The organism is Pseudoflavonifractor sp. AF19-9AC, assembly GCF_003478995.1.
In the GTDB taxonomy this organism is placed as follows: Bacteria; Bacillota; Clostridia; order Oscillospirales; family Oscillospiraceae; genus Lawsonibacter.
Genome location: NZ_QUGI01000002.1, coordinates 150,473 through 167,450, shown reverse-complemented (window position 1 = coordinate 167,450; position 16,978 = coordinate 150,473). Strand labels below are relative to the sequence as shown.

Here is a 16,978-nt window from a genome sequence, read left to right as displayed (position 1 = left end):
GTTGCTCCAAAAATGTAAAGTGACCTTGACACAAAATGTAAAGCGCGCTATACTCCAGTTGTAAAGGAAGCTTTACCTTTTGGCTTGGAATGGAGGTGGTACGGTGACCAATCGAATTGCCCAGCTGCGGAAGGAGCGGCGCATCTCCCAGGCGGAGCTGGCCGACGCGGTGGATGTCACCCGGCAGACCATCATCTCTCTGGAGAGCGGGCGGTATAACGCCTCCCTGCTGTTGGCCCACCGCATTGCCAAATATTTTGGCCTGACCATTGAGGAAGTCTTTTTGTTCGAGGAGGAAGAGCCATGAAAGGGGATTGGAAGTGGAAGGTCGCCTATGGCGCGCTGATGCTGTGCGCTTTCTGGAAGGTGACGGTAGTACCCAATATGCAGGGCTCTTCCTTGTACCAGCCGATGAAGGCCGGAGTGATGTCCGCAGGATGGGTCCTGGCGGTCTATCTGTTTTATTGGTACACCCGGAAAAAGCAATGGGAAAAGGCGTCGCCGGAGGAGCGGCGGGAGCTGGAACGGGCGGAGACCGACGAGCGCAACCAGTTTTTGTGGGGTCAGGCGGCCTGCTTCTCCTGGCAGATCATGCTCTTTTCCTTGGCCGCGGCGGGGGTGGTCATGTCTGCACTGGATTGTGTGCCGGGCATGCTGATGGTGGTGGTTCTGTTCGGTGTTCAGATGCTGTCCTATCTGGCCCGGCTTCGCGTTCTGAATCAAAGATTTTGATGCCCGCCCACTATTGCCAAATATTTTGGCCTGATCGTTGATGAAATCTTCTTATTTGAGGAGGAAACACCATGAAGAGGCGAAACTGGTTTCCCTGGACCTGCGGAGTCCTTCTGCTTATTGGGCTGCCCCTTCAGATAGCGGTCCTGCCCGGGCTGGTGGATGCGCCTTATTACCGGGCCCTTCGGATTGTACTTAACGCGGTGACCGCCGGCTCCGCTGCTGGTCTGGTGGGCTGGGCGATTCAGCGAAGGGATCCAGAAAAGAAGCGGCAGGCGGAGCGGGCCGAGCGGGACGAGCGCAACCAGATGATCTGGGGAAAGGCGGCCTATTTTACCTGGCAGGCCACCCTGTTTTTCTTGCTGGCGGCTTATATTGTGATGGATATTCTGGCGTGTACCCCGGGGATGATTGTGGTGCTGGCCGTGCTGCTCCTGAGCTTTATTACTTATCTGGCCGCAACCCGATTCTATGAGAAGCGATACTGAACTGCGGGGAGGAATGTGCTGTGAACGTGAGTAAGACCAAGGAACGTGTGGCAATTGCTCTGATTGTGGTCAGCATGGCGGCCCGCTGGCTGATTCTGCCGGGGCTGGAGCTGCCCGAAGACCTCTCCCGCATCGTGGAAAACGCCTTTCAGGGCCTGTTCGGTGCCGCCTTGGTACTGTACCTCATGAGTGGCCTGCATCGGGAAATCTGGCAGAAGGCCGACCCCCAAACCCGGCGGGAGATGGAAGTGGCCCAGCGGGATGAGCGCAACCAGCTCATGGAGGAAAAGGCGGCCGCCTTTGGCTTTGAGGTGTCCTGCTACGTGCTGGCGGCGGCTTACTTCATTTTGTCCACGCTGGAACAGACGGTGGGGGAGTACACGGTGCTGGCGGTGTTCGTCGTTCAGCTCATCGCCTACCTGTGGAAGGGCGTACGGCTCAAGAGTGAGATGTGAAGCTGCCTTGCAGCAGAAAGGATATCGCTATGAAAAACGAGCGCGGAAAATTGGTACTGGGAGCCCTTGGGCTGCTGGCCGGACTTCTGCTCATAGGGTGTGCCCTGGTGCTGGGCGATCGCCTGCCCGGCTCTATCATTGGCCTCATGTGCGGGTGCGGCGGCGCTCTGGGCGGCGTGGGAGGAACCGCTCTGCTCATCCCCCTGCTGATGCGTTCCATGTCCCCGGAGGAGCGCAGGGAGGCGGAGCGGGCGGAGTACGACGAGCGGGTGGTGCTCATCCGGGAGAAGGCCGCACAGAGCAGCTTTTACTGGACGCTGTGCCTGCTGTGGGTCCCCTTTGTGGTGGCCCTGATGCAGGGAAGTCTGCTGTGGATGATCCTCTCCACCGGGGCGGTTGTCCTCCACAATGTCTTTTACCTTGTGAACCTGGCCCGTTGGGACCGTCGCCTGTAAGGAGGGAGTTTTCATGATAATCAACCGCTGTACTGCGGGGGATGACTATGGCCGGGTCCTCCGCACCCGCCGCCGCGTTGGCCTGTGGCTGGCAGGTCTGGGTCTGCTGGGGCTTATTGTCTCGGTCACCCTGCTGCCCCAAAGTCCCCTCAGCGACATGGCCCGGGCTTTCTACCGGGGTGCCAGCTTTGGCATCCTCATCTCCGCCTGCGGTATTGTCCTCCGCTCTCAGATGATGCTCCGCCACCCGGAGCGCTGGAAGTCCGCCCGCATCCGGGAGCGGGACGAGCGGGGCCAATACCTGACGTCCCAGGCCGCCCGGCTTGCCGGGGACGCCCTCATTTTCCTACTGGCGGGAGCATCCTTTGTCCTCATCGCCGTGGACACCCGTCTGGCCATGGCGGCGGTGGGCTGCCTGGTGCTCTACGCCCTCCTGTACGGGGCGGCCTACTGGCGGCTGTCCAAAAAGCTGTGAGCCGCCGGCTGGAGCTGCCCGTCACGGCGGAGCTGGCGGGCATCAAGGTGGACACCCTGCTGAAAAAGCACCTGGGCCTGTCCGGGACGGTGGTGCGGCGGGTGAAGTGGCTGGAGGACGGCATTCTGGTGGATGGGGTGCGGGTAAACACCCGGTTCTGCCCCCGGGAGGGGCAGGTGCTGTCGGTGCGGCTGTCGGACCCCGAGCGGCGCAGCGGCATCGTCCCTGCTCCTGGCCCTCTGGATATTGTCTACGAGGACGAGGACCTCTTGGTACTGAACAAGGCCCCCGGCGTCCCTGTCCACCCCGGTCCGGGCCATTTTGACGATACAATTTGTAATTTCCTTCTCTATTATTACGATTTGAAGGGGATTGAGGGGGACGCTCACCCCATTCACCGTCTGGATCGGGGCACCTCCGGCCTGCTGGTGGTGGCCAAGCATCCCCACGCCCAGGAGGTGCTGAAGGAGCAGCTCCACACCCCCCAGTTCCGCCGGACCTATCTGGCGGTGTGCGAGGGAGCGCCCCAGCCTCCTTCCGGGCTCATCGACGCCCCCCTGGGCCCCAAAACGGGCTCCCTGGTGGAGCAGGAGGTGCGCCCCGACGGCAAGGCGGCCCGCACCCGGTATGAGACCCTGTGGACGGACGGGGCCTGTTCTCTGCTGCGTCTGGAGCTGGACACCGGCCGCACCCACCAGATTCGGGTCCACATGGCCCACCTGGGCCATCCCCTGCTGGGGGACTTTCTCTACGGCCGGGAGGCGCCGGAGCTCATTCCCCGCCCCGCTCTCCACTCCTGGCAGGTCACCTTCCGTCACCCCATTACCGAACAGGAGCTCACCTTTACAGCTCCTCTGCCCCATGATATGGAGACCCTTGTCCCCCAATGGAAAGGAGATTTTGTATGAAAATCCGACATTACCGCCCCTTCTTCACGGGGCTTCTCTGCCTGGCGCTGTGCGGCGGCATACTCTTTCTGACCCTGATCCAGGGGCCCTCCCTCCGCTACCTCATCGGCGCCCTGCTGCTGGCCGCCATGGCGGGCGGAAACCTGTGGTTTGCCTGCTCTGAAAAAGATTTGGAGACCGAAATTGCGGGCAAAATAGACGAGCGGGCCCTGTTCATCGCCGTCCAGAGCGGCTACATGACCCTGCGCATCCTCAACGGCCTGCTGCTGGCCGGGGCGCTGCTGGCCCTGGTGGCCTACGGCTTTACCCAGTCCTTTTCTTGGATTGTGGTGGCCCTGACGCTGTTCGCTGTGGTACTGGTGCTCTTTGTGGTGCTGCTGTGCGCCAACTGCTACTGCGAAAAGAAGTATTAACAGCGAAATTTCTCCTTCCGTTCTCCAAGAACCACTGGAAGTCTCTCTGCCGGGATGCTATAATGAAACCACATAATTGGGCCGCTGCCCGAGGGAGATTTTAACATAGGAGGTCGTTGTCATGTCCTATCGCGATACTTACCAGGCCTGGTTGAATAGCCACGCCCTCTCCGCCCAGGAGAAGGCCGAGCTGGAGGCCATTCAGAATGACGACAAGGAGATCGAGTCCCGCTTTTTTGATCAGTTGGCCTTCGGCACTGCCGGACTCCGCGGCACCATGGGTGTGGGTCTCTATCGGATGAACGTCCATGTCATCCGTCACGCCACCCAGGCCTTTGCCCAGGTCATCCTGGAGGAGGGCCCCCTGGCCGCCGCCCGGGGTGTGGCGGTTTGCTTCGACTGCCGGAACAATTCGGACATCTTCGCCCGGGAGGCCGCCTGCGTCATGGCGGGCAACGGCATCCCCGTGCGTCTTTTCGAGTCCCTGCGCCCCACCCCCGAGCTCAGCTTCGCGGTCCGGGAGTACGGCTGCATCGCCGGCATCAACGTCACCGCCAGCCACAACCCCAAGGAGTATAACGGCTACAAGGTGTACTGGGAGGACGGCGCCCAGCTGCCCCCCAAGCACGCCGACGAGGTGGCTAAGAAGATGAAGGAGTTGGACGTGTTCGCCTGCGTCAAGCGGATGGACTACGACCAGGCGGTGGCCGAGGGCAAGATCGTCCTCATGGGCGCCGAGACCGACGAGAAGTTCCTGGCCAACGTCATGGAGCAGGTCAACGATAAGGCGGTGGTGGAGCAGGTGGCCGATACCTTTAAGATGGTGTACACCCCCTTTCACGGCACCGGCTACAAGCTCATTCCCGAGGCTCTCAAGCGCCTGGGCATGAAGAACGTCATCTGCGTTCCCGAGCAGATGGTCATTGACGGCGACTTCCCCACCGTGGTCTCCCCCAACCCGGAGAACCCTGAGGGCTTCTACCTGGCGGTGGATCTGGCCAAGAAGAACAACGCCGACTTTATCCTGGGCTCCGACCCCGACGCCGACCGCGTGGGCATCATGGTGCGCACCAAGGACGACGACTTTGTGGTCATCTCCGGCAACCAGACGGGCGTGCTGCTGCTGGACTACCTGATTGGAGCCAAGCGCCGCACCGGCAAGATGCCGGAGAAGCCGGTGGCCCTCAAGACCATTGTGACCACCGAGATGGCCCGGAAGGTGGCCGAGGTCAATGGCCTGCAGTGCTACGATACCTTCACCGGCTTCAAGTTCCTGGCCCAGAAGAAGGACCAGCTGGAGGAGAGCGGCCAGGGCAAGGTCATCATGTCCTACGAGGAGTCCTACGGCTACATGCTGGGCGACTACGTGCGGGACAAGGACGCCGTCTCCGCCAGCGTGGAGCTCACCGAGATGGCCGCCTGGTACGCCTCTCAGGGCCTGACCCTGTACGATGCCCTCCAGCAGCTCTTTGAGAAGTACGGCTACTACGGTGAGAAGACCCTGAACCTGGTCATGCCCGGCCTGGATGGCCTGAAGAAGATGGCCGATCTGATGGCCGGCCTGCGGGAGAAGCCCCCGGTGGAGATCGCCGGCGTGGCGGTCCGCCAGCAGAAGGACTACCAGGACGGCAGCGTGGTCACCGTGGCCGACGGCAGCAAGTCCACCATGGAGCTCACCGGCTCCAACGTGCTGCGCTATGAGATGGCCGACGGCACCAGCCTCATCGTCCGTCCCTCCGGCACCGAGCCCAAGGTCAAGGTTTATATCCTGGCCAACGGCACCTCCAAGGCCGACTGCGACGAGAAGGTGGCCAAGTACGCCGCCTGGGCCGAGACCCTCAAGGGCTGAACCACTTATCGTTGAAGAAAATGCCGCAAGGCCCGCCTCCTTTGGGAGGCGGGCCTTGCTTTTTATTTTGGTTGAAGCCCCAGGGCATGGTGGGGCAAAATTTCCAATATTTGTATGAATGTGTACGATTTTGTGCAACTGCCCGCCAGGTACGAGAGCTGCGCTTTCTTCCCCGCTTTCTTGCACGCTTTCTTGAAAGAAAGCGTGGCAAAGAACTTTCTGCGAAGCTGCGCTTCGCCTCTTTGCCCGTGGGAGGCTTTTTTGAGGGGTGACTGCAAAACCTATTCGCGTTTTACGGACATTCCCTTTAATAGGGGAGGCCTCCGGCGAAGTGCGGCAGCAAATGTGTCTCAAAAGGAGGAATTTTCATGGCAAGCGGACAGACCAGCAACTACGGATTAAATCAGTGGGCGGCCGAGGACAAAGTAATTCGCACGGAATTTAATGAAGACAACGCAAAAATTGATGCGGCGCTGGCAACAATCCCTGTGATTGTCACGGGTACCTATGTGGGGAACGGGGCAACAAGCCGGTTTATCGATCTGGGTTTTACGCCAAGAGCGGTGTATGTCTGCAATGGACATGGTTATACATATTCTTCTGCGGGGAACGGGTACTATGGAGGACTTGCGTTGCAGGGACAACCCACAACGTCCAACTCTTACACCATACTGTCAATCGTGGATGGCGGATTTCAGGTTTACTATCAAAGATCAGACTATACAAATGTGTACTCAAATCTGACTGACCAGGTGCTTCATTATGTAGCATTAAAATAAATAGAAATAGACACCCCGCGCTTTACAGCGCGGGGTGTCTTAGGCTGCTAAAAATCCTAGTAGGGATTTTTAAATTGACATCATCCTCGGAAACTTATTGCCGAAGATTAGATAGCCTGAACAGCGGTGATGACTACATAAACGGAAGCCAGAAGGTCGGTGTCGCTCTTGTCGTCCACATAAGAGGCATAGACCTTACCAGTCACCTTGTAACCATCGAAACGGCCTTCCAGATCACCAGCATCAATACCAAGGCCAGTCTCGTACTTGGCATTGTCGTCAGTCATGATCTCGTTCTTCAGCTTGTTACCATTGGCATTGGCAGCAGGCAGCATCACCAGATTGATGATGGTGTCATCGTCGACAATATAATCCTTGCCGCCGATCGTCAGGGTATTTCCACTGAGAGCAATCACATGATTGTTAGCAATCTTCAGAGTGTCAACAGCGGTCTTGTTGCCATTGGCAAAGGGATTGCCGGCCTCGTAGTAGCCTTCGCTGTCGATGGAATAATCCTCGAACACCTGGCCAGCGCTATAGGAAACATTGTCAATGGTCTTGGACTTGATCTGGACTTCCTCTCCGTTCAGAAGGGCATTCCAAACATAGACCTTCTCATTGTCGGCAGTATCCACATAGGTGGAGTCATGCTTCAGCAGGAACAGAACATTCTCAGTGATAGCGTTATCAATGTTGTTCTTGGTAGCCTCGACATAGACAACGGACAGCTTCTTGCTGGAATCGTCCTTGGCGTTAATTGCCCAGACGGTGCCGTTGGTAATGCTGGGCACGTTGGTAATACCGGTGTAAACGGACAGAGCCTTATCACCGTCGGTCTTCTTCACCAGGAAGATAGTATCGGCATTAGCGGTACCAACGGAGGAAATAGTAGCCTTGCCGTTGGAGATAGCAACACCGGTATTATAGCTGGTGGTCACAGCCTGCTTCAGAGTGTACTCGTCCTTACTGTTCTTGGTGTAAGCGTACCAGCCGCCCCACTTGGTGTTGTTGTTTCCGGTAATGGTAGTGGGAGTGGAGTTCAGGGTGCCGCCACTACGATGATATACTTCCTTGATGGTGATCTCAGCCTTGGTGCCGTCAGTAAAGGTGGCATCGGCAATGATCTTAGTGGCCAGGGAAGAAGCCTCGGCGAAGTTCTTGATGAAGACGTAGTTGCCAACAGAGATGGAGGCGTTATCCACGTACAGGACATAGCCGTTGGCGTCCACCACCACGGAGGCGGTGTCAGTGACCACGTACTCGGTCGCATAGCCGTTGGAAGAGTCGGAAGCAGCCTTCAGCGCATAATCGTACTGAGTGCCGTCGATCTTGACATAGCCATAGTTGCCGGTGGAGAAAGCTTCCACAGTGCCGGTCACAACCTCAGCCTTGGCCACGGACTGAATCTCCCAGGAACCGCTCTTCTGAGAGGCAGTATACAGGATATAGTCGTCGGCCTTGAAATCAGCGATGGCATCGAAATCATCGATGTCCAGAGCGTTGACGCTCAAGCCAGAGGGCTTGGTGCCCTTGAGGGACACATTGATGGTGCCCTTGCTCTCACTGTAGTTGTTGGTGGCCTGCATCAGGTAGGTGTTGACATAAACCAGGGTGACGTTGCCGTTATTGTCCAGATAGACCTCGGTCAGCACGCCGTTGCCGGACACACCACCATCAGAACTGTTGCGGCCAAAGTAGTTGTTCTTGTTGCCAGTGGTGACCTGAACACCATCCACATAGACAACCAGCTTATCCTGATCGCCGGAGGACAGAGGGGTCTTCTTCATGGCCAGATCGCTGACTACGCTGCTGCCCACCAGGTCATACAGGGTGCCCTTGGAGGCCTTGGCAGTGTAAGTAGCGATGGGCTGATCGGCGAAGGTGCCGATGGTGGTGGACTTATAGCTCCACTTGGTAGCGGGACGGCCAAAGGCGTCGGTAGTGTTGGCGTTCTGGGTCAGAGTGCCGTTGTACAGCTCTTCGCCCAGGTTGATGGTTTTGGCAGGGGTGCCGACGATAGCGTTATACTTGCTGGAAGTGCCAGTGCGGGGCACATAAACAGCCTTGGTGGTAAAGCCACCCTTGCCGTCGGCAACCAGGTCGTGAGAACCGATCATAACGCACTCAGCCTTCAGAGCGTTCAGCACGATCTGAGCCACGTCGTTGCGAGTCAGGGCCTCGGTGGCGCCGTTGTCCACGCCATCAAACAGCGCGGCCTGAGCACCCACACGAATGGTGGAAACAACCCAGTCGCTGCCGAAGTCGCCGGCCTCCTGGAAATAGCCCAGAGCCTTCAGGATCATCAGAGCAGCCTGAGAGGTGGTAACGGAGTCGTTGCCGCCGAACTGAGTCTCGCTATAGCCAGCGATGATGCCGTTGGTATAGCAGGCCTCCACATAGGGCAGAGCCCACTCGGAGACGTCGGTGAACTTGGTAGTGCCCTTGTAGGTGGACACGGTGTAGTCGAGCAGGTTGCACATAATGACAGCCATCTGCTCACGGGTAACCATAGCGTCGGGGTTAAAGTTGCCGTTGTTATCGCCAACCATGACGCCAATGGTCTGGAGTACCTCGATGGCTTCCTTGTTGTCCTCGGAAGTCACGTCGGCATAGCTCGCGCCGGTACCGACCACCATCATGCCCAGGAGCATGACAGAAGCCAGAGCCAGGCTGAGAGCCCGCTTCAGGTTTCTCATTGGAATTCCTCCTTTTAATTTTTGGTTCACCGGCCTTAGGCCGGAAAAACCCGCAGGTAAAATCCCTCCCCAGTTCCACACCATCGAACAGAGCGGAGCGCCGCCGCGCCCGGCGCCAACCGTCAAAGGAACATCAGGATGCCCGCTTTGAAACAAGGTCGGCGGCGCTCCGGTCTGCCGGAAAATCGGGTCGAAAGGGGTCGGAATTTGCAGCCCGTTTTCCAGCTCATTTTGGTGAAAAAACAGGCGAAAACAGGCGGTTGAGCCAACTTTTCTCCCGGAGAAAAGTATAACGCCCCTTGCACTCAAGATTTTGTGAGGAAAATCCAACGAAAAGCTAGAAAAACAGCCACTTTTGCGGTCAAAAAGTTATCTTGGTAGACATTTGGTAGACACCCAGAAAATGGAAAAACAGCGGAACCCTTGGGCCACAAGGGTTCCGCGCCTTTTTTGGTAGACATTTGGTAGACATGGTCTGTTTTGAGACCTTAGGCAGTCGCTTTTATTGAGGGGGATTCCGGCCCGGTATTTTTGCCCAAGGAGAGAGTGCCAGGAGACCGCAGAAACTCTCTTATTGGCTGGGCTTACAAAGAAATAACATCTTGCTCTGCCTGCTCGGGCGTAATATGTTTAATAGTCAGGCCGGTCCAAGAGCAGAACAGAGAAATGATCGGATTTACCAAATTTAAAATACAGAACATCCAGTAGCTTCCCGTAGCGACACCCAGCGTAGCGGTAATATAAACGCCGTCCGTGCTCCAGGGACACAGGGGACAACACAGTGTACCCACGTCTTCCAAAATGCGGGAAAGGTTTACGGGATGCAGGCCGCGCTTGCGGAATTCCTCCCGGTACATCCGTCCGGGCACCACCATGGCCACATAGGCCTGGGTAGTAAAGATGCAGAACAATACGGTAGCCATAGCGGAGATGAGTACGCCCCGGTCGGTCTTAGCCTTTTTCAGCAGCACCTCAATCACGGTTCGGATCATACCGGACCGGTCCAGGATTCCGGCAAACGCCAGGGCAATTAGAATCAGAGCCACGGTGTCCAGCATGCTGCCCAATCCGCCCCGGTTCAGCAGCTGGTCGATCACAGCGTCACCTGTCTCAATTTTGAAACCAGAGTGAGCGGCAACCACAATGGATGCAGGACTGGCCCCCTGGAAGACGATGGCAAAAACGGCGCCCAAACCGGCCACAGCCAGCAGGCCGGGGATAGCGGGGACCTTCAGCAAAACAATCAGGACCACGCAGACCGGAGGTAGGAGCATGATGGGAGAGATGTTGAAATTGGCGCTGAGACACTCCAGGTAGCTGTTGACCGTGCTGGCATCAACGGAGCCCTCCCGGAACTGCAGACCTAAAATGGTAAAAACAATAATGGAAATAATATAGGCTGGCGTAGTAGTCTTAGCCATATGTTTGATATGGGAAAAGATGTCGGTACCGGCCATAGCGGGAGAAAGGTTAGTGGTTTCGGACAGGGGAGACATTTTGTCGCCGAAATAGGCACCAGAGACAATGGCGCCGGCGGTCATGCTGGCCGGGACGCCGTGACCAATCCCAACCCCGATCAGAGCCACACCGATGGTTCCGATGGTACTCCAGGAACTTCCAGTCATAATGGAGACTACGGAACACATAAGCAGGGCTGCCACCAGGAAAAAGGAGGGCGACAGAAGCTCCAGACCGTAATAAATCATGCTGGGAACAATACCAGCCAGGATCCATATGCCGATTACAATTCCGATGATCAGCATGATCAAAATTGCCTGAGCAGCCGACTTGATGCACTCGGCCATGCTTTCTTCCAGTTCGCTGTACTTAATGCCGGCTCGAACGGCCATGATGGACGCCAGAACCGCAGCCAGCAGGATGGGGATATGCGCAGACTCGTTAAAGAGCTGGACGGAAACAATAATCGAACATATCAGGAAAACAAACAGTACGATAACCTGCCAAAGGGGGACACGCGATTCTGTTTTTGCCTCCATGGTCGTTCACTTCCTTTATTAGATTTCTTGCGGCAAACAAGTCGGTCCAGCCACGGGCCCTGAATGCACCAGGAACGGGATTTTTCATCCCGTTCCTGGTGCGTTCCAAACTTCTACCGCGAAAGTTATGCTTGAAATGCGCTGTGTGTCCGGCGAATCAAAACAGTCCGGCCTCTTTGCACAGCTCCAAATCTGCGGGAGAAATGTCCTTGCCGGTGATCAACGGCATCTGGTCGCCCACGGCGCTCCAGGGGAACAGAACATAGACCCACTTGTTGAAGCGATCCACGTAGTTGAACCAGCTCCACAGAAGGCTCTTGAACTCCTCCTTGGTCTTAACCGTGTCCAGGCAGGCCTCAATATCCAGATAGAATTTCTGGAATTTGGGCATGTTCAGCCAGGCGGCGGGGCACTTGCTGTCGGGACCGTGATTGGCGCCCATGATCCGGCACTTGTTCATGTTGATGGCGGTGAAAATGGTTTTGCAGTGATCCAGAGTAAAGCTGGGATTGTCAACAAAGGAATACATGGGAGCCTCAATGACAAAGCCGCCGATGGCGTGGGTGTCTGCAAACAGAAATACAAAGTTGCCAAAGGCCTGCTGGTGGGCGCCTGCACCGCTGGGGAAGATCCCTCGCTTGGATAAGGTCAGCTCCAGCGGCTCGTCAAACCAGATCTTATCAATTTCGGCCTCGATTTCAGCCTTGACGTCTCTCCAATCCATTGCCATTTTACTTGTCCTCCTTCTCAACCACAACTACGGGGAGTACGTGCTCACGGTACTGGTTATCCCACACTTTGTTGCAGGCCTTGATGTACGCATCCATATATTCCGGGTCAATAACGACCGTAACCGGGCCGCCAATGCCCACGGGTTCTGTGTTAGGCATATAGCTGAACCAGAAGTTCCAGCCGGTCCAGCAAATTTCGCCGGGCTCCAAATCATAGATTTTTTTGTTGTGGTTGCCGATGCCCTCTACTTGGGTACCGGCCAGAACAGGCTCCTTGGGGGGACGGGGAAATCCGGCGAAGAATCCACCGGTGGATACGGTGTTGTAGCAGGCCAGACGGACAGGGCCATTGGCCAGAAGCTCATAGACTTTTGCGCTGCACTCCGGTTCTTCTTTTTCCAGCACCGAACCGAGAGCGTAGGTTCCGTCTGCAAAGGTAAATCTTAATTTGCTCATACGTTACACTTCCCCTAACTAAATAGAATGGTTGGCCCATGGGGCCGTCAAGCTTGTGCTTGGCTGGTATGTGGGTGATTGTAAAGGTTTCATGTTCTCACATCAACTGTTTAAAACGCTAGTGAGAAAGAAATTTAAGCACCGCATGTTGGCCTTTAACTTATATATATGGGGATGAGCAAATATTTATTTGCAGGAAAAAATAAAAAAATTCTGCAAAAAACCGGAATTTAAAGACAAAATTTCTGCCTTTACAAAAAATGTGCAACCGCGGGAGCTGCTATCAGAAATCTTAATAGCCAGGAAACACGTATAAATTTTTTCAATCCGGAAAAAACTAAAGTTTTACCCGATAAAACCGGGGAATATGGTATAATCAGGGCTGAAACAATCAGATTTAACACACTCGGAAACTAGAGGGGGCGAAGCGGGTTGGAATTTAACCAGTTGGAAACGTTCAGAACCGTCTTGAAATTAAAAAGCTTTTCTAAGGCTGCGGAGCAGCTCTATCTGAGCCAGCCGGCAGTGAGCAGCCAGATTCTGGCGCTGGAGCGGGAACTGGACACCAAGCTGTTTGTGCGCACTGGAAAAGAGATTGTGCCCACGAAAGACGGCCTGGTTTTTTACCGACACGTCTGTGAGCTGCTGGATCTGCGGGAACGTGCGATGCAATCCATCCAGGACATACAAAATCCGGTTCAGGGGATTGTATCTATTGCGGCCTCCCCTCTTCCCATGCGGTTCTATCTCCCTCAGGTCATCTCAGCCTTCCACAAGCGGTACCACAATACCTACTTTCGGATTCTGAGCAGTGAGAGCGCTCAGATCGTTCAGGATGTGGCCGAGGGTAAGGTAGAGATTGGAATGACGGAATTTTTTATTCCCTCCGCTCAGTGTCACATCGACCAGATTGGGACGGAGGAGTGGGTGGTGATTACCCCCAACAACAACCGATTCAAGCACCTTATCACCAGCAGAGAATTTTCATTGCGGCATATTGAGCGGGAGCACTTTATCACCTGGGAACAGGATTCGGTGATCTGCAAGGATTTTGAGTATCGGCTCAAACAATTTGGCATTTTACCCCACAAGCTTAAAATCGTGGCGGAGTGTAATGATACCAAGGCCATCATTCGATTGGTTTCCCTGGGACTTGGGATTGCCATCGTGGCTCGCCACGCGGCAGAACAGGCCTTTCAGTGCGGGGACATTTTGATTGCAGAGATGGAGAAGCGCTTTCCGCCCCAGCCTGTTTTTCTGGTGCGCAATTCCAGTATTACTCTGCCGACGATTGCGTGGAAGTTCCACAATTTTGCCCGGCACCACTATAATATTGACGAGATCTATTATTAATCGAGATGCGTAAAGGGGTCTGGCAGCAGTAGCTCCGTGGTCAGACATAAAATAATGCGCGCAGCCTCTGCTTCGGGGCTGCGCGCATTGTTTTGAAGTTTGGGTGGTTCAGGTCAGATCTTCCAGCTCCTTGAGCCACAACTCCGACACGGCGTCGCTGGGCATCCGCCAATCCCCGCGGGGGGACAGGGACACCGAGCCCACCTTGGGGCCATCGGGCAGGCAGGAGCGCTTGAACTGCTGGACAAAGAAGCGGCGGTAGAAGTTCTTGAGCCACTTGAGAATGGTGGCCCGGTCATACTGGCCGCCCAGGGCGGACAGGGCCAGCCGGTACACCTTCCGGGGAGAGAAGCCCCACCGTATTGCGTAGTAGAGATAGAAGTCGTGGAGCTGATAGGGACCCACCAGATCCTCCGTCTTCTGGGCGATCTCCCCCTCCTTGGGGGGAAGCAGCTCAGGGGAGACGGGGGTGTCCAAAATGTCCAGCAGCACGGCGGACAGCTGGGGGTCGGTGTCCTGGGCCTGCCGTGCGGTGTAGGCCACCAGGTGGCGCACCAGGGTCTTGGGGATGCCGGCGTTGACGCCGTACATGGACATGTGGTCCCCGTTGTAAGTGGCCCAGCCCAGAGCCAGCTCGGAGAGGTCGCCGGTGCCGATGACCATGCCGCCGGTCTGGTTGGCGATGTCCATGAGCACCTGGGTGCGCTCCCGGGCCTGTCCGTTTTCAAAGGTGACAGACAGGTCCTCCATGGACTGACCAATGTCCCGGAAGTGGACCTTCACCGCCTCGCCGATGTCCACGGTGCGGAAGGAGGTCCCGATGCGCTCGGCCAGCACCTGGGCGTTGGACTTGGTGCGGGCGGTGGTGCCGAAGCAGGGCATGGTGATGGCGATGATGTCGGTCATGGGACGGTTCAGCAGAGCCATGGCCCGGGCAGTGATGAGCAGGGCCAGGGTGGAGTCCAGTCCGCCGGACAGACCCACCACGGCAGTTTTGGCCCGGGCGTGGGACAGCCGCTTCTTGAGGCCCAGGGCGGCAATGGTGAGAATCTCCTGGCAGCGCTCGTCCAAGTGGCCGCCGTCCTCGGGGACGAAGGGGTTCTGGGAGACGGGGCGGGTGAGAGTGGTGTCGGTCATTTCCAGAGAGAAGGTGCTGAAGTCCATTCGCTCCTGCCCGGCAGCGGGGAAGGTGGTGTTGCGGCGGCGCTCAAAGGCCAGGCGCTGTACATCCACCTCGGTAACGGTGAGGCCGGAGGCAAAGCGCTCCTCGGCCAGCACGGCGCCGTTTTCCGCGATAATGTTGTGCCCGGCAAAGACCAGGTCGGTGGTGGACTCCCCCTCCCCGGCGTCGGCATAGAGGTAGCCGCACAGCAGCCGCCCGGACTGTCCCGCCACCAGGGCGCGGCGGTAGTCCGCCTTGCCCACCGTCTCGTTGGAGGCGGACAGGTTGAGGATCAGAGTAGCCCCGTGGGTGGCCAGGGAGACGGAGGGAGGCACCGGGGCCCACAGATCCTCGCAGATCTCCACACCGATGACAAGCTCGGGCATCGTGTCACACTGGAAGAGCTGGTGCTTGCCCAGGAAAACCTCCTGGCCGCAGAGGGTCAGGCAGAGGAATTCCTCCTCCGGGGCGGGCTCAAACCAACGTTTCTCATAGAATTCGCCGTAGTTGGGCAGGTGGGTCTTGGGCACCAGACCCAGCAGCTCCCCATGGCAGAGGAGGGCGGCACAGTTGTAGAGCTTGCCCCCGGCCCGCACGGGCAGGCCAACCGCCAGGAAGAGGTCTAGCTCCTCCGTAGCCGCCAGCACCTGGCCCAGGGCCTCCTCCGCCCCGCGAAGCAGGGTGTCCTGCAAAAACAGGTCGCCGCAGGTGTAGCCGGTCAGGCACAGCTCCGGCAGGCACAGCACCTTGACGCCCTGCTCTGCCGCCTGGCGCATAAGGGCAATACAGGCCTGGGCGTTGTGGGCACAGTCGGCCACCCGGATTTCCGGGGTGCCTACGGCCACTTTGACAAATCCGTCCCGCATGTAAGAAAACCTCCCTTGGAAGTGAATGGTTCATCATTCGGCGTTTACCGCTTATTTTCGGAACCTATCATACCGTAAATTTGGGGGAAATACAAGGGGCGTGCCGGGGAAACCGCAGGACAGCACCCGTGCGGCATCTGACAAATTTACCGCTTCGGGGTAGTGACAAATCCGACGGGAGAAATTTATAATAGTCTCACATTCACGCAGCAGTCCGCCCATGGGGCAAGGGCTGCTGACACACGCGGTTGTCGGGAGGACGAAACACATGGCGAAACAGGTGCTGGTGACGGGCGGAACACAGGGAGTGGGCCGGGAGACGGTGATGATGCTGGCGGAGAAGGGGTACGAGGTCCACCTGACCTACCGGAAGTCCGCGGAACAGGCCCAGGAGCTGGTCCGGCAGTATGAGGGCAGGGTCTTTGCCCACAGGCTGGACCAGGGCGATCTGGCCCAGGTGGAGCAGGCGGACTTTCTGGTGGAGCACCCGTGGTACGGCGTCATTTTCAATGCCGGCCTGGGCTCGGCCACGGTCAAGAGCTACGCCCCTCAGGGGGACTGCCTGGACGCCGCCAATGACGTGGCCTTGATGACGGTGAACGCCCTGGGTCCTCTGTGGATTTACAAGAAGATGAAGCCCATGCTGGAGCAGAAGACGGAAAAGACCAAGCTGATCTTCCTCTCGTCGGTGGACGGGGGCGTGGCTGCCTTCCCCCACTTCACCCTCAGCGACGGCATGAGCAAGGCGGCGGTGGCCTTTCTGGCCAAACAGCTGGCGGCAGAGAATGTGTACACCCCCATTGACGTTTTCTGCGTCAGCCCGGGCTCCATGGAGACGGGGATGTTTTACGCCAGCACGCTGCAGTACATGACGCCGGAGGTGCGGGAGCAGTTTGCGCGGCATCAGGCTAAAAACCGGCTCATCCAGCCAAGGGACGTGGCCTACTGGCTGTGTGAGCTGCTGAAGGACGAGTCCACCCTGCTCCACGGGGCCAACATCGACGCATCCATGGGACTGGGCTGCCGCACGGGGATTCAGACGGAGTTTCAGCCGGGCGAGGCCTGAGGGAGCGGTACAAATCCATAGAACAGACGAAAACCCGGGCGGACCATGCTGCTGACATGGTCCGCCCGGGTCAAATTGTCCAAGTGGATACAAGCGG

General features: G+C 57.2%; 17 protein-coding genes. 12 read left to right on the top strand and 5 right to left on the bottom strand.

The genetic code is table 11. The features are described from left to right. Positions 1 to 103 precede the first annotated feature (103 nt). The 10 genes from DWX58_RS03615 (at position 104) to DWX58_RS03570 (ending at position 6,554) form a co-directional block, all read left to right on the top strand. Complete coding sequence (locus tag DWX58_RS03615; RefSeq protein WP_118641645.1) at positions 104 to 307, top strand: helix-turn-helix transcriptional regulator; 204 nt, start codon at positions 104 to 106, stop codon at positions 305 to 307. Continuing rightward, a complete protein-coding gene (locus DWX58_RS03610; RefSeq protein ID WP_118641644.1) occupies positions 304 to 732 on the top strand; it encodes a hypothetical protein in 429 nt (142 codons plus the stop codon). Before DWX58_RS03615 ends, DWX58_RS03610 begins: the two co-directional genes overlap by 4 nt. A gap of 71 nt (positions 733 to 803) precedes the next feature. Continuing rightward, entirely contained in the window at positions 804 to 1,220 is a 417-nt protein-coding gene (locus DWX58_RS03605; protein ID WP_118641643.1) for a hypothetical protein, read from the top strand. A gap of 20 nt (positions 1,221 to 1,240) precedes the next feature. After that, positions 1,241 to 1,675 carry a hypothetical protein gene (locus DWX58_RS03600; protein WP_118641642.1) on the top strand — a complete coding sequence of 145 codons (435 nt, stop codon included), beginning with the start codon at positions 1,241 to 1,243 and terminating at the stop codon, positions 1,673 to 1,675. A gap of 29 nt (positions 1,676 to 1,704) precedes the next feature. Then, positions 1,705 to 2,130 carry a hypothetical protein gene (locus DWX58_RS03595; RefSeq protein WP_118641641.1) on the top strand — a complete coding sequence of 142 codons (426 nt, stop codon included), beginning with the start codon at positions 1,705 to 1,707 and terminating at the stop codon, positions 2,128 to 2,130. 13 nt (positions 2,131 to 2,143) lie between these two features. Next, a complete protein-coding gene (locus DWX58_RS03590; RefSeq protein WP_118641640.1) occupies positions 2,144 to 2,605 on the top strand; it encodes a hypothetical protein in 462 nt (153 codons plus the stop codon). Continuing rightward, on the top strand, positions 2,602 to 3,513 hold the full coding sequence (locus tag DWX58_RS03585; RefSeq protein ID WP_118641639.1) for an RluA family pseudouridine synthase: 912 nt from the start codon (positions 2,602 to 2,604) through the stop codon (positions 3,511 to 3,513). The genes DWX58_RS03590 and DWX58_RS03585 overlap by 4 nt, the downstream gene beginning before the upstream one ends. After that, positions 3,510 to 3,926, top strand: coding sequence for a hypothetical protein (locus tag DWX58_RS03580; protein WP_118641638.1), 417 nt, complete (start codon positions 3,510 to 3,512; stop codon positions 3,924 to 3,926). The genes DWX58_RS03585 and DWX58_RS03580 overlap by 4 nt, the downstream gene beginning before the upstream one ends. A gap of 121 nt (positions 3,927 to 4,047) precedes the next feature. After that, positions 4,048 to 5,775: a phospho-sugar mutase gene (locus DWX58_RS03575; RefSeq protein ID WP_118641637.1), complete on the top strand. Its 1,728-nt coding sequence runs from the start codon at positions 4,048 to 4,050 to the stop codon at positions 5,773 to 5,775. A gap of 368 nt (positions 5,776 to 6,143) precedes the next feature. Further along, complete coding sequence (locus DWX58_RS03570; RefSeq protein ID WP_118641636.1) at positions 6,144 to 6,554, top strand: hypothetical protein; 411 nt, start codon at positions 6,144 to 6,146, stop codon at positions 6,552 to 6,554. Between the two features lie 107 nt (positions 6,555 to 6,661). Here DWX58_RS03570 and DWX58_RS03565 read toward each other — a convergent pair whose 3' ends face one another. From DWX58_RS03565 to DWX58_RS03550, 4 genes are all read right to left on the bottom strand, one after another. Further along, complete coding sequence (locus DWX58_RS03565; RefSeq protein ID WP_158579205.1) at positions 6,662 to 9,250, bottom strand: S-layer homology domain-containing protein; 2,589 nt, start codon at positions 9,248 to 9,250, stop codon at positions 6,662 to 6,664. A 584-nt stretch (positions 9,251 to 9,834) separates the two neighbouring features. Beyond that, the gene (gene nhaC, locus DWX58_RS03560; RefSeq protein WP_118641634.1) at positions 9,835 to 11,247 is read right to left on the bottom strand and encodes a Na+/H+ antiporter NhaC; all 1,413 of its coding nucleotides are present in this window, start codon (positions 11,245 to 11,247) and stop codon (positions 9,835 to 9,837) included. A gap of 157 nt (positions 11,248 to 11,404) precedes the next feature. Then, positions 11,405 to 11,977 carry a hypothetical protein gene (locus DWX58_RS03555; RefSeq protein ID WP_118641633.1) on the bottom strand — a complete coding sequence of 191 codons (573 nt, stop codon included), beginning with the start codon at positions 11,975 to 11,977 and terminating at the stop codon, positions 11,405 to 11,407. Between the two features lies 1 nt (position 11,978). Continuing rightward, a complete protein-coding gene (locus DWX58_RS03550) occupies positions 11,979 to 12,434 on the bottom strand; it encodes a hypothetical protein (protein ID WP_118641632.1) in 456 nt (151 codons plus the stop codon). A gap of 432 nt (positions 12,435 to 12,866) precedes the next feature. On the opposite strand from DWX58_RS03550, the gene DWX58_RS03545 reads away from it, so the two are divergent. Continuing rightward, on the top strand, positions 12,867 to 13,787 hold the full coding sequence (locus tag DWX58_RS03545) for a selenium metabolism-associated LysR family transcriptional regulator (RefSeq protein WP_118641631.1): 921 nt from the start codon (positions 12,867 to 12,869) through the stop codon (positions 13,785 to 13,787). A gap of 108 nt (positions 13,788 to 13,895) precedes the next feature. Here the strand turns inward: DWX58_RS03545 and DWX58_RS03540 are convergent, their stop codons facing one another. Beyond that, the gene (locus DWX58_RS03540) at positions 13,896 to 15,815 is read right to left on the bottom strand and encodes an NAD(+) synthase (RefSeq protein WP_118641630.1); all 1,920 of its coding nucleotides are present in this window, start codon (positions 15,813 to 15,815) and stop codon (positions 13,896 to 13,898) included. A 268-nt stretch (positions 15,816 to 16,083) separates the two neighbouring features. Between DWX58_RS03540 and DWX58_RS03535 the strand changes: the two genes are divergently transcribed. Further along, entirely contained in the window at positions 16,084 to 16,881 is a 798-nt protein-coding gene (locus DWX58_RS03535; protein WP_118641629.1) for an SDR family oxidoreductase, read from the top strand. The last annotated feature ends 97 nt before the right edge of the window (positions 16,882 to 16,978 follow it).

Bases quoted from the DNA above. Each gene is read 5' to 3' on its own strand.
- DWX58_RS03610 (WP_118641644.1), top strand. From the start codon at position 304: ATGAAAGGGGATTGGAAGTGGAAGGTCGCCTATGGCGCGCTGATGCTG.
- DWX58_RS03605 (WP_118641643.1), top strand. From the start codon at position 804: ATGAAGAGGCGAAACTGGTTTCCCTGGACCTGCGGAGTCCTTCTGCTT.
- DWX58_RS03595 (WP_118641641.1), top strand. From the start codon at position 1,705: ATGAAAAACGAGCGCGGAAAATTGGTACTGGGAGCCCTTGGGCTGCTG.
- DWX58_RS03590 (WP_118641640.1), top strand. From the start codon at position 2,144: ATGATAATCAACCGCTGTACTGCGGGGGATGACTATGGCCGGGTCCTC.
- DWX58_RS03580 (WP_118641638.1), top strand. From the start codon at position 3,510: ATGAAAATCCGACATTACCGCCCCTTCTTCACGGGGCTTCTCTGCCTG.
- DWX58_RS03575 (WP_118641637.1), top strand. From the start codon at position 4,048: ATGTCCTATCGCGATACTTACCAGGCCTGGTTGAATAGCCACGCCCTC.
- DWX58_RS03570 (WP_118641636.1), top strand. From the start codon at position 6,144: ATGGCAAGCGGACAGACCAGCAACTACGGATTAAATCAGTGGGCGGCC.
- DWX58_RS03565 (WP_158579205.1), bottom strand. From the start codon at position 9,250: ATGAGAAACCTGAAGCGGGCTCTCAGCCTGGCTCTGGCTTCTGTCATG.
- nhaC (WP_118641634.1), bottom strand. From the start codon at position 11,247: ATGGAGGCAAAAACAGAATCGCGTGTCCCCCTTTGGCAGGTTATCGTA.
- DWX58_RS03555 (WP_118641633.1), bottom strand. From the start codon at position 11,977: ATGGCAATGGATTGGAGAGACGTCAAGGCTGAAATCGAGGCCGAAATT.
- DWX58_RS03550 (WP_118641632.1), bottom strand. From the start codon at position 12,434: ATGAGCAAATTAAGATTTACCTTTGCAGACGGAACCTACGCTCTCGGT.
- DWX58_RS03540 (WP_118641630.1), bottom strand. From the start codon at position 15,815: ATGCGGGACGGATTTGTCAAAGTGGCCGTAGGCACCCCGGAAATCCGG.
- DWX58_RS03535 (WP_118641629.1), top strand. From the start codon at position 16,084: ATGGCGAAACAGGTGCTGGTGACGGGCGGAACACAGGGAGTGGGCCGG.